Raw genomic sequence first — 10,422 nt, 5'->3', positions numbered from 1 at the left:
CTGGGAGAGACGAGACGACATCCACGAAGCCTTCCTCGGCATCGCCACCTGCCTCATCACACACCGCCACGTCCAACGCCTTTGTTAGGACCTCTAAGTCTCAGCCAGAGCTTCGGGAAGCATTCCAAGGGCAGGAGCATCACCTCGGCCCTGCGGTCAGTGGACCGCTTCAGCGGCTTCGCGTCGTACTTCCGGCTGCTCGACTCCGACTCCTACTGGGTGGACATCCCGGGATTCGACGACTGCTCGGCCGCGGGCCCCAAGACCGACTGCACCATGAAGCCGTAACCGCAGCCCGTGACAAGGGGGAGTGCGCACCAGCCGGGTGCGCACCCCCCTTGCCGTGCTCAACCCCGACTCGGCCCCGGGGACGTTCGTTCAGTCCCAGGACAGCGTGTCGTCCTTGACGAAAGGCACATAGCCGCGCAGTTTCGTGACGTTCTCGACCGCGTCGGCCAGGTTCTCGGTGAAAGAGGCGAGCGAGTCCCACCGCCCACACTCCCCGCCGCTCTCCATGAAGAAATAGCCCACCTTCCCGTAGCCGGGCCCGGGACGAGCGTCGACGAAGCAGCAACTGGCCCCGTCGTGGTTGGCCGAGAAGGGAATCCACTGCGGGTGCCACCACACCCCGAGAACCTCGTCGCTGTCGATGGAACCGCTCAGCCTTCGGGTCAGCACGGTGGCCTCCTGGACGGAGAGCAGCCGTGCCTCGCCCGGGAGGAAGGCGCCCGCTTCGGTGTGGTCGGCGCCGTCATGCAGTTCGAAGAGACGTACCAGCTGGTCGGGAAACTCGGCCCCCGTTTCCTCCTGTGCCCTCCCGATCGTCGCGGGATCAGCGGGCGGCCGCAGCGCGGCCCGGCTCGCGGGTGCCATCACCTCAAGCCACTGCTCCACGCCCGACCAAGCCCGATCCAGAGATCCTCGCCCCATTGGACTCCTCTCTCTCGACACGACCGCCTTGTGCGTTGCGGGAGGCATCCCGGTCACCCAACCGGTGGCCACTCGGAAAAGGCTCGTTAGCGGCCGACCAGGGCTCCGTAGAGGGCAATTCCGTCCTCGGAGCCGTTCCTGAGCCGCTTGATCACTCGTTGGACCGGCCAGATGATGCCGCCTTCGGCGAGATGCAGTTCGACGTTGATCTCCCCTCGCGGGTCGTCATCGTCGGCCCGCCAACTCCCGCCCCGCTCGCGCCGAATGGTCTCGGCCGACGTACGCGCCGAGGGAGAAGAGCTTGTGCCCCAGAGCGTCGGCCAGCAGACCGCCGGGGCGAGCGCGCCCGTCGGACCAGTGGTCGTCGATGAAGCGGTCGATCTCCGCGAGGCTCTGCGGGGAGAAGTCCGCCTGGTAGCCGGAGTGTTGCAGCGCGCCTGCGATCCATTCGGCCGCACTGGTCACGTCCTGCGGAAGGGTGGCCATGCGAGCTCCTCTCACCCGGAAGCCCTGACGCCGAGCTCCCACGGCGATCATCCTGCCAGCGGCGGCCATGGCGGTGTTGATCGGCACCGGGGTACGACCGCGGTCCTACCCCGGTGCCGTGGTGCCGCGTCGGAATCCACACCGGTGGCGGAGGGCCCGGGGGCCCTACGGTGCGCGGAAGCGGAACGCCCCTGCCCCGCCACCCAGTGTGAGCCAGACGTATTCGCCTTCCCTGACCAGCCGGAGGGCGATGTACGCGCAGCCCGGGCACCGGGCCGTCAGGCCCGGTTCAGGGCCGTAGACGTGGAGTTGGGCCAGTGGGCCCGACTGCGAGCACTCCGGGCAGCGCCACCAGGCCGTTGTCGCCTCCACGGAGAGGATCTCCGAGAGCGGGCCGGCGAGACAGTTGCCGTCGAGGTGGGCGGTGTCGTCTGCCATCAGGACCTCCGGTCAGCCGAAGCGTTCGGTGCGGATGGTGGCGGGGTCGCGGCCCAGGTCGACGAGCAGGTTGCCGGCCGTCTCCACGAAGCCGGTGGGGCCGCAGACGTACACCGGGCTGGCCGGCTCCAGACGGGCCGCCGCCTTCTCCAGGTCGGTCGACGTGAGGCGGCCCGGGGCCCGGGCGCTGCCGGGCGGGGCCTGCCGTGTGTAGAGGACGTCGACGTCGAGGTGGGGGTCTCGGCGGTCGGTGAGCTCGTCGCCGTACCAGATGTCGGCCGGAGTGCGGACCGAGTACAGCAGGTGGAACGGGCTCGTCGAGCGGGCCGCGCGGTGGGCCCGGATCATCGCCGCGAGCGGTACGACTCCCGAGCCGCCCGCGACGAGCAGCGTGGGCTCGGTCTGTTCGCGGTGCCAGACGAACCAGTTGCCGAGCGGGCCGCGGATCTCGACCTCGGCGCCCGGCGGCAGGTCGTCGGCGAGGTAGGGCGAGACCTCACCGTCGGCCACGGCCTGCACGCCCAGTTCGATCCGGTCTCCGTCGGCGGGCGCGGCCAGCGAGTAACTGCGTACGGCCTGGTAGCCGTCGTCGGCGGTGAGGCGCACGTCGACGTGCTGGCCGGGCAGATGACCGGGCCAGCCGGGCACGGTGAACAGCAGGGTGCGCGCGGTGGCGGTCTGCGGGCGGCGCTCGCCGAGGCGGGCCCGGCGCCATGCGAGGGACATCGCCATGCTCAGTCTCCCCAGTTGCGCTGCTCGCGCCACGGATCGCCGTAGTTGTGGTAGCCGACAGTCTCCCAGAAGCCCGGGTCGTCCTCGTGCGTGAGCCGCAGTCCGCGCACCCACTTCGCCGACTTCCAGAAGTAGAGGTGCGGCACGAGAAGCCGTGCCGGGCCGCCGTGTTCCGGGGAGAGCGGGTAGCCGTCGTAGGTGTGCGCGACCCAGGCCTTGCCGTCGAGGAGGTCCTCCAGCGGGAGGTTGGTGGTGTAGCCGCCGTAACTGTGGGCGACGACGAAGTCGGCGGACGTCTCCACGTCCTCGAAAAAGGCGTCGATGGGGACTCCGCGCCACGCGGTGTCGAACTTGGACCAGCGGGTCACACAGTGGATGTCCGTGACGGTGTCCTGCTGTGGCAGGTCCATCATCTCCTCCCAGGTCCAGGAGTGTGTCTCCCCGGTCTCGGTGGTGATGGTGAAGGCCCAGGTGTCGGTGGAGACCCGCGGGGTCGGCCCCGCGGACAGCACGGGGAACTGCTCGGTCGGGTACTGGCCGGGAGGCAGCCGGTCCGCCAGCGAACGGGCCCGCCCGCGGAAACCGGGTGAGAAGGAGCTCATGAGGTGGTCGGTCTCCTCGACTCGGAAGGGCGGAACAGCCGGATTCCCCCATCATGAGCCGCCCCTCCCGCGCCTGCACGCCGTTCGGACATACGGCCGCCGCAAGCTTCGGAGCAGCACCGCCTCGAGCGTGGTGTGACGGCACGCAGGGTGCGCTCGGCGGTGTCCTTGTTCTCACCGACCGGGGCTGGTCTGCATACCGCTATGCGGCCGTCCCACCGTCAGAAGGTCAGCGCGTGTGGTGGTCGTCCGGCATCGGCGAGGGTGCCTCGGTGGCCCAGGCCAGTAGCATCCGCAGGCCGTCGTGCGATGGGCTGCCCGGCTCGGCGGCATACGTGATCAGTGCCTGATCGGCGTCGTCCGCTGCGCGCAGGGTCTCGTAGGCCAGTTCCAGATCGCCGACGACCGGATGGTGGAATCGCTTGGTTCCCGAGGTCTTGTCCTGTACCGGGTGCTCGGCCCACCAGCGACGGAAGTCCTCGCTCTTCATCGACAGTTCGCCGATCAGGCTCGCCATCTGCGGGTCCTCGGGGTGTCGTCCCGCGTCCAGGTGGAGGTAGGCCACGTTCTCGCGGGCGCAGGAGGTCCAGTCCGCATACAGTTCCCGGGACGCCTCGTCGAGGAAAGTGATCCGGGCGATGTTGCGCTCGGCCCGGTCCAGGGCCGCGTAGCCGTGGCCGTGACCTTTGGGGTGGTCACCTGTGTCACCCGGCCGCCGCCGTCGTAGTCGTAGACGGTGGTTTTGCCGTCGGTGCCGGTGACCCTGGCCAGGTTGCCCGCGGTGTTCAGGTCGAAGATGGCCGTGCGGCCGGTGTGGTCCTCGGCCTGCCACTGGCTCGCGTCCGGTACGCGAGACGGATTCAGTCCGCGGCGGCTTCGGCAACGGTCGCTCGCACGGTCAGCACCGTGTCGGCTCCGGTCAGTTCCAGGATGCGTGCTACTTGCCGGGAGGGGGCGGCCAGGCGCAGTTCTGTCTGGCTGTGGATGCGCAGCAGCAGGGTGAGGAACATGGAATCGGCGAACGTCACGCCCGCCGCGTCCAGCACGACCCGCTGGTGTTTTTGTGCGGCGACTTCCAAGGCCTCTGCCAGGGCGCAGGAGGTGCTGAGATCGAATTCTCCGCCGGCAGCGATCACCCAGGCTTCACCCAGCCCGTACTGCACGACCTGCGGGACACGGTCCTCCGGTGCGCGCCCCGCAGGCGTGCGCGGCACGCCCTCACCGGTCATACAGCGATTATGCCGCCACTACCAAGCACCGTGCGAGGGCGCCTTGGGCGCGGCAAGGGGGATTTTGCCTGGTGGGCAGTATGCGGGCCGAGACGCCCGCGGCAGGTGGGCGGTACGAGAACTCCTCGCCGCACTGGCCGACTGGGCGGGGGTCAGCGTGCAAGGGTGGCTGAGGCGGTCGCCGCGGGCCCGGCAGGCCGACCGGACATGACAGCGGCTCATCGGGGACAGTCGGAGGGTGCACACCAGGGAGGGGCCGTGAACGCCTGGGGAGGCCGAAGCAGCTCAGCTCACGGCCACGAGATCCCGGCCCCCCTTGCGACGAGAGGAGGGGGCCCGGCGCGTTGTTTGGAGTGACACGCGTGTGCATCGGGGTGCCGAGCGGTCCCTGAGCTCTCGCCAGCATGGACCTCGGGATCGCGTAGGTCGTGTTTCCGGTGGGCGCCTGTCGTGGCAGGTGGCCTCTGGTCTTCCCCTCGAAGGGCAGGGGCTATCGGCGTCCGGGGCGGCTGCTCGCGGACTGAACCCGGCTGCCGGGCGGGCTGGAGCCGTGGCGCCTTTCACTGTGTCCGCCGTGCTGCTGGTGGGGTCCGAGTAGATCCCGGTCGAGGCGGAGCGGGGGAGCTGACGCCGGCCGAGAGCCCCGCAGTGGGGCGGCCTGGTGCGGGGTGCCCCTGAGCCGCTCGCTGACCACGTTGAAGTGGTGCCGAGCACGCCCGTGTGCACTGGCCGGGAGGGGTCGCAGGCGTTGGCCAGGCGGTGCCGTCACTCCGGTAGGGGCAGGACCGCGGACACCGTTTTGCCGTCCGGCCTGATGTTCACCTGCACGTCCTGTGCCAGAGTCTGCACCAGGGGCCAGCCGAACCCGCCCGGGCTTGTCCGGTCGAACGGCCGTGGGCGCGGCGGGCGGCGGCTGGAGTCCTCGACCACCACTGTCACCGTGCCCTCACCCGTCTTCAGCCCGAACCTGGTCACTCCGCCGGCATGCTGTACGGCATTCGTGACCAGCTCGGACACCACCAGCAGTACCGCCTCTGCCTGTGGCCCGCCCCTCGGCAGACGTGCCATCAGGAAACCGCGGGCTACGTTCCGCGCCTGCTCGGCGAGCTGGAGGGTCGAGCCCGCCAAGGCGGCGGACTCCTCCTCGGGCAGATACACGACTGCTACCTCCGGAACTTGCACACCATCACTTCGCGGGTGCCCGGACGACCCGCCCATGAACGTGTGGAAGCCCACTCAGCGGCAGACCGCTTTTGTCTCAGTGAGCAAGCGCCGACCTCGACCGGTTCACCTTTCGTGCCCTCGGTCACGACGCTACGAGTCGTCTTCATTCCGTACTGCGCAGCCGGCGGGCCTGGGGGCGTCGAGGCCGAGGGCGTGGTGCATCTGATCGGCGATCCAGACGGTGTACTCCCGCTCGCTCCAGCCACGTGTCCGAACCAGGGACTGGTAGTGGGAAGGATCGTTGAACATCCACACGACGTCCACGGCACGATCGCGATCGCGGCCGTGCGGCCCGGGGTCGAGTGCCTCGATGCGATCGACCACCATGGAAGCTCCGGCTCGCCGGTTGCGCTGCATCGTCTCCCACAGGTCGGCCGTCTCGGGACCCTCGTCCGCGGCCCGACGTACCACCTCGAAGATCTCCGCGGCGCGGCCGCCGATGATGCGGCAGACCTCGGCGTAGGCGTGCAGGACCGCCTGTGGAGTCTGCCCTTCACGCACTGGCCGGAACCAGGGGCGCTCGGCTACCGGTACGGGTTCGTCGTCGCCCGCCAGCGCCCGGTCCACCACCTCACGTAGGAGTGCGGCCTTGGAGCCGAAAGCGGCGAAGACGGTCGGCCGCGCCACCGCGGCGTCGGTGGCGATGTCGGCGAGGGAAGTGGCCGCGTAACCGTGGACGACGAAGAGCCGGGTCGCTGCAGTGACGATCGTCTGCCGGGTCTGCCGGGCCTGCTGATCACGCAGCGGTGAATCGTAGCGGCGCCGTCCCCGGCCGCCCGAACTGCTGTTGACGCCCATGACCCGGCATACTACCGTTTTATTCACTAGATGCTGTCTCTCTAAAGGGAGGCGCCATGTCACCCATCGTCCGTCCCTACGTCCTGGGAAGCGCCGAGGGTGAGGCGCTGTGGTTCCTCGGCAACCTCGTCACCGTCAAGGCCACCGGAGCGCAGACCCGGAGCCGACTTACCGTGGCCGAGTTCCTCAACCCGGCCGGCTTCGCCCCGCCCCTGCATCGGCACCTGGAAGAGGACGAAATGTTCTACGTCCTGTCGGGCACGGCCCGCTTCCTGTGCGACGGGCAGCAACTCACCGCTCGCCAAGGAGACTTCGTGTTGCTGCCGGTCGGCCTGCCCCACACGTTCGTCGTCGGCTCCGAGGAGCCGCTGCGCTGCCTGCAGATCACCACACCGTCCGGCTTCGAGGATTTCGCTGAGGAGGTCGGTGTTCCGGCCGGCGAGCGTCGGCTTCCCGACCCGGGGCCGTTCGACCCGGCGGCCCTCGGACACGCCGCCGCACGTCACCACATCGAGATCCTCGGCCCGCCACCGAACACGCATCCGGGCATATAGCCGCATCGGCGCACCCGGTCGGGCTGAGGCGTGCACGGGGCGTCCCCCCGATGGAAGCGGTGGATTACGACCCGGACGGTGTCCCCGTCGGCCCCCACCAGCTGGGCGATCGCCGGCACCCGGCTCCTGCCGGTCGAGGCCGGTATCGGCCGCCCGGCAGGCCGACCGGACATGAGCGCGGCCGTGCGGGGGTGCGACGTCCGTGTCGGCCGCTCGCGGACAGACCTGCCGCGGGGCAGGCTGGAGCGGTGCCGCTCTTCACCTCGTCCGCCGTGCTGACCGGCACTGGAGCCGATGTCCAGGATGCGGCGGCCGGTGATGTCGCCGAGGACTTCTGCTCCCGGTCCGACCCCTTCCCTGGGGCATCCAGCCGAGCCGTTCGGGGACGGGTGGGGTCTAGGTACGGTCAGTTGGTGCTGGTGGTTGATCTGCCGGGCCCGGGTGTTGGTGTTCTCGGCGGGCGCAGTTGCCTGCTGGTGGGCGGATGTTGAGGGGGCAGGTGTGCGTGATCAGGTAGGCAGGGTCTTCGTCGGCCAGGCTCGTTCGATGGTGTCGAGGCGGGCGAAGGCGTGTGGTGCCGTCAGTCCCTGCCAGGTCGCGAGGTCGTGGACGGCCCACATGTCGTATTCCGCGGGATCGAGGCGGATCCGGCCGTGCTGCTCGGCGGTCAGCTGTCCTCCGCCTTGTTCAGCGGCAGCCGGGGCCCGGCGTGCAGGAAGTGCGTCAGGAGCAGGTTCGGTGCGTTGAGGGCGAGTTCGGGTCAGGTCTCCTGGAGCGTCTCCCGCTGGGCGGTCTGCAGGGGTCCTCGCCGGGGACGTCCAGGTTGCCGCCCGACCCGCGCGCCCATGGCGACGGCCACACCGCCGAAGAGACGTACGCCGGGATCGCTGCCCTCAGCGGCGGCGCTCCTCCGGCCACGGCCGGGCCCTGCGCCGACCGAACTCAATCGCTCGCTCCGTAAAGCGTCGGCGCAGCCACGCCATCCAAAGCGCCAACGGGGTCACGACAAGGCCCATCGCTAGCGCCCTCCACCAGGTGATGCCACTCCCGGAGAAGCGCAAGACCAACACGACAAACACGTAGATCACCAAGGCGACCGGGACAGTTCGCAGGCTCTTCGTGAGATTCACCCAGACCAAGTACCCCGCACCAGCGAGTACAACGAGGGGGCGCGCCCAGTCCACCACGACAGCAGGCACGCCTCATCCGGTGGCAGCACCGCACCGTCCCACCAGCACCGGGAGCGCCACGATGAACACCATCGCCCAGGACCTCCGCACCATTGCCCTCCACTGGAATGGCCTTCGCGAAGGCGCCAGCCGCCCGTTGGCGTCGGCGCCTTCGGCCTCGGGCTCCGCGGCTTCCTCGCCCGCCTCGAAGCCCGCCTCGAAAGACATCGAGCGTGCCGAGGTCGGCTACGACCGCGCCCACGCAGCCCACCGTCGAAGCCAAGAACGTGACCTGATCCAGCTCGGTGAGCGCCCGACTCCGGTCCGGCTGCAAGTCCTCGACACGATGCGCGTCGTTGAGGCGCCTTCGGCGCGTGCGCCGACGACATCGCCCGTGCTGCACAGCGCGCCGATCTCCGTTCCGGCCGCCCGCAAGGCCGACTAGCTGCTGCGGCGCGGCTGGCTGTCCAATACCGCCTTCACCACACCCGAACACCTCCTCCAGACCATCCGTCACGGATGAGGAAGATCCAGTACGGGCCTCATCTCATCGACGGCCACCTCGTCGGAACCGGCCTGGCCATGGGCACCTGACTGCGGGGCGACACCGCACAGGCAAGTTCAGCAGCGGAGTTCGCCTTCCAGCAGGCCCATCGTGAACATGTCGTACCACTGGCCGTCGCGTCGGAAGACCTGGCGCAACCTGCCCTCGTTGACGAAACCGACCTTCTGGTAGACGTGGTGAGCGGCGTGGTTCTCGGTGACGACGGTCAGCGTGATCTTGTGTAGGCGCATCTTCTCGAAGCCGTAGCGGCAGATCGTGCGCATGGCGTCGGTGGCATAGCCGTGCCCCCAGTACTCCTTCTCGCCGAGATAGATGTCGAGTTCGGCGCATCCGGTCTCCGGCTCCGCGTCACGCAATCGGACCAGGCCGATGAGCTGTGCGTCAGTGAGTATCTCGATGCCGAGCAGCACGTCGCCGTACGCGTTGCGCGGCCGCTCCTCCATCCGCTTCCTGACCTGGGCCAGCGGTTGGGCGTAGCCATCGTCCATCCAGCGCATCACGTCGGGGTCGTGGTTCCAGCGCCACAGCGCCTCGGCATCCGACGGTTCCATCGGCCGCAGCTTCACCAGGTCTCCGAGCACCATGTCGGCCAGCCTTTCCAGCGCTTGGTGATCAGCTTCACGAATCCGCCAGAAGTAGCATGGGATGATCTTCATGCTCAACCCAATAAGCGGCACGGCCACCGGATCTGCTTCAGGTGCTCACCTGACCACAGCCAGGCCGACAACCCGAGTTCAGGTTCAGTAACCCGACGCGTCGGCCGTCTCCTGCTCCTCTTCGGGCGGGCGCACGATCCCGTGACGCGGTCGGGAGATGGATGCAGCTCCCGGCTGTCCGGACCGGCACCCTGGCAGGTCAGTCGATGAATCCGAGCGCCGCGTCCGGATTGCAGTGCGGACACGGTTCCACCCGATCCGCGAGTGCCCGGAGCGCCTGCTCCCGCTTTGCTGCCTTCGAACGCTTGCCCTTCATGTGGCAGCCACCGACGTGCACGTACACCGGCCGCGCGTTCCGGTTCAGGCCTTCCTCTATCAGCCACTCAGGCTCGGGCGGTCGGGCCTGGATGCCGCGCTGCCGTTCGGCCTCCCGTCGTTCCTCCTCGGTGATCCACCGGCGGGTGCGCTCCAAGTCGCGCAGCTGCACGCGCTCGAGAAAGCGCAGGAGAGCGAGTCTCGACAGGCCGTTATCGTTCACGCGTTCGATTCTATGGGCTGGCGTTACTCGCGCACGTCAGGGGTGCGGGAGGGCACGGTGAGCGTCAGCAAGCGGGTCTGTGTCCGGGGTCTCGGGTCGCCGCGGGCGTCCAGCGAGACGACCTGCCGCCCTGACCTGGCCGGACAAGATCCCCGGATTCGGAACTGCATCGTGCCCACCTGCGAAACCACACCTCGGCCACAGCCCAGCCACACGGGCCGACCACGCTTCAGGGGAGGCCCCGATGCCGTACGTGGACCGCTGCCGCAGATGTCATGCCGCCTCGCCGCCCGGGCCCGCTGTGAGGCCGAGGAGTACCGGCAAGAGCACCGCGACAAGGAATACGGCAGCCTTGTTCCGGAAGGCGAATCCCCTCAATCGCCTTCCCGGAAGGGTGCCGGATCCGGACGGCCGGTACGTCGACACCGGGATCGTTCTTGTCGTGCCGGCTCCTTGCACTCGCGTCCGTCGTCGCCCGGCTGCTGGGCCACTGACCCGCCA

Annotated in this window: 14 protein-coding genes and 2 pseudogenes; 4 read left to right on the top strand and 12 right to left on the bottom strand. The window is 69.0% G+C overall.

All coding sequences use genetic code 11. The features are described 5' to 3' along the window. The first annotated feature begins 159 nt into the window (after positions 1-159). A complete protein-coding gene (locus ACFUO4_RS39955; protein ID WP_383494555.1) occupies positions 160-288 on the top strand; it encodes a hypothetical protein in 129 nt (42 codons plus the stop codon). 90 nt (positions 289-378) lie between these two features. Here ACFUO4_RS39955 and ACFUO4_RS39950 read toward each other — a convergent pair whose 3' ends face one another. The 10 genes and pseudogenes from ACFUO4_RS39950 to ACFUO4_RS39905 form a co-directional block, all read right to left on the bottom strand. Beyond that, entirely contained in the window at positions 379-873 is a 495-nt protein-coding gene (locus ACFUO4_RS39950; protein WP_383494552.1) for an SMI1/KNR4 family protein, read from the bottom strand. Positions 874-1,155: 282 nt separating this feature from the next. Next, positions 1,156-1,416 (bottom strand): hypothetical protein, encoded by a 261-nt coding sequence (locus ACFUO4_RS39945; RefSeq protein WP_383494550.1) that lies wholly within the window; start codon positions 1,414-1,416, stop codon positions 1,156-1,158. Positions 1,417-1,581: 165 nt separating this feature from the next. After that, on the bottom strand, positions 1,582-1,854 hold the full coding sequence (locus ACFUO4_RS39940) for a DUF6510 family protein (RefSeq protein WP_079305845.1): 273 nt from the start codon (positions 1,852-1,854) through the stop codon (positions 1,582-1,584). Positions 1,855-1,866: 12 nt separating this feature from the next. Beyond that, positions 1,867-2,580 (bottom strand): ferredoxin reductase, encoded by a 714-nt coding sequence (locus tag ACFUO4_RS39935; RefSeq protein WP_079305929.1) that lies wholly within the window; start codon positions 2,578-2,580, stop codon positions 1,867-1,869. 8 nt (positions 2,581-2,588) lie between these two features. Then, positions 2,589-3,188, bottom strand: coding sequence for a sulfite oxidase-like oxidoreductase (locus tag ACFUO4_RS39930; protein ID WP_383494546.1), 600 nt, complete (start codon positions 3,186-3,188; stop codon positions 2,589-2,591). A gap of 229 nt (positions 3,189-3,417) precedes the next feature. Continuing rightward, on the bottom strand, positions 3,418-3,819 hold the full coding sequence (locus ACFUO4_RS39925; protein WP_383494575.1) for a hypothetical protein: 402 nt from the start codon (positions 3,817-3,819) through the stop codon (positions 3,418-3,420). A gap of 50 nt (positions 3,820-3,869) precedes the next feature. Beyond that, positions 3,870-3,977 (bottom strand): annotated as a pseudogene (locus tag ACFUO4_RS39920) (RHS repeat domain-containing protein); the annotation flags it as partial. 71 nt (positions 3,978-4,048) lie between these two features. Continuing rightward, positions 4,049-4,417, bottom strand: coding sequence for an STAS domain-containing protein (locus tag ACFUO4_RS39915; RefSeq protein ID WP_079305848.1), 369 nt, complete (start codon positions 4,415-4,417; stop codon positions 4,049-4,051). Between the two features lie 765 nt (positions 4,418-5,182). Next, on the bottom strand, positions 5,183-5,575 hold the full coding sequence (locus ACFUO4_RS39910) for an ATP-binding protein (protein ID WP_383494542.1): 393 nt from the start codon (positions 5,573-5,575) through the stop codon (positions 5,183-5,185). Positions 5,576-5,731: 156 nt separating this feature from the next. Then, entirely contained in the window at positions 5,732-6,439 is a 708-nt protein-coding gene (locus ACFUO4_RS39905) for a TetR/AcrR family transcriptional regulator (RefSeq protein ID WP_383494539.1), read from the bottom strand. Between the two features lie 56 nt (positions 6,440-6,495). Between ACFUO4_RS39905 and ACFUO4_RS39900 the strand changes: the two genes are divergently transcribed. From ACFUO4_RS39900 to ACFUO4_RS39890, 3 genes and pseudogenes are all read left to right on the top strand, one after another. Further along, positions 6,496-6,993: a cupin domain-containing protein gene (locus ACFUO4_RS39900; RefSeq protein WP_383494536.1), complete on the top strand. Its 498-nt coding sequence runs from the start codon at positions 6,496-6,498 to the stop codon at positions 6,991-6,993. A 1,251-nt stretch (positions 6,994-8,244) separates the two neighbouring features. Beyond that, entirely contained in the window at positions 8,245-8,607 is a 363-nt protein-coding gene (locus ACFUO4_RS39895; protein WP_383494533.1) for a hypothetical protein, read from the top strand. After that, a pseudogene (locus ACFUO4_RS39890) lies at positions 8,608-8,756 on the top strand (IS630 family transposase); the annotation flags it as partial. 27 nt (positions 8,757-8,783) lie between these two features. Here ACFUO4_RS39890 and ACFUO4_RS39885 read toward each other — a convergent pair. Next, positions 8,784-9,410 carry a GNAT family N-acetyltransferase gene (locus tag ACFUO4_RS39885; RefSeq protein WP_383494530.1) on the bottom strand — a complete coding sequence of 209 codons (627 nt, stop codon included), beginning with the start codon at positions 9,408-9,410 and terminating at the stop codon, positions 8,784-8,786. A 172-nt stretch (positions 9,411-9,582) separates the two neighbouring features. Beyond that, complete coding sequence (locus ACFUO4_RS39880; RefSeq protein WP_383494527.1) at positions 9,583-9,921, bottom strand: DUF6233 domain-containing protein; 339 nt, start codon at positions 9,919-9,921, stop codon at positions 9,583-9,585. Positions 9,922-10,422 lie beyond the last annotated feature (501 nt).

It is taken from the genome of Streptomyces sp. NPDC057280, from assembly GCF_042668605.1.
Taxonomy (GTDB): domain Bacteria; phylum Actinomycetota; class Actinomycetes; order Streptomycetales; family Streptomycetaceae; genus Streptomyces.
This window is presented reverse-complemented; position numbering and strand designations above follow the sequence as displayed.

Excerpts from the sequence above, each read along its gene's own strand:
- ACFUO4_RS39950 (WP_383494552.1), bottom strand. The coding sequence starts at position 873 with ATGGCACCCGCGAGCCGGGCCGCGCTGCGGCCGCCCGCTGATCCCGCG.
- ACFUO4_RS39945 (WP_383494550.1), bottom strand. The coding sequence starts at position 1,416 with ATGGCCACCCTTCCGCAGGACGTGACCAGTGCGGCCGAATGGATCGCA.
- ACFUO4_RS39940 (WP_079305845.1), bottom strand. The coding sequence starts at position 1,854 with ATGGCAGACGACACCGCCCACCTCGACGGCAACTGTCTCGCCGGCCCG.
- ACFUO4_RS39935 (WP_079305929.1), bottom strand. The coding sequence starts at position 2,580 with ATGTCCCTCGCATGGCGCCGGGCCCGCCTCGGCGAGCGCCGCCCGCAG.
- ACFUO4_RS39930 (WP_383494546.1), bottom strand. The coding sequence starts at position 3,188 with ATGAGCTCCTTCTCACCCGGTTTCCGCGGGCGGGCCCGTTCGCTGGCG.
- ACFUO4_RS39915 (WP_079305848.1), bottom strand. The coding sequence starts at position 4,417 with ATGACCGGTGAGGGCGTGCCGCGCACGCCTGCGGGGCGCGCACCGGAG.
- ACFUO4_RS39905 (WP_383494539.1), bottom strand. The coding sequence starts at position 6,439 with ATGGGCGTCAACAGCAGTTCGGGCGGCCGGGGACGGCGCCGCTACGAT.
- ACFUO4_RS39900 (WP_383494536.1), top strand. The coding sequence starts at position 6,496 with ATGTCACCCATCGTCCGTCCCTACGTCCTGGGAAGCGCCGAGGGTGAG.
- ACFUO4_RS39895 (WP_383494533.1), top strand. The coding sequence starts at position 8,245 with ATGAACACCATCGCCCAGGACCTCCGCACCATTGCCCTCCACTGGAAT.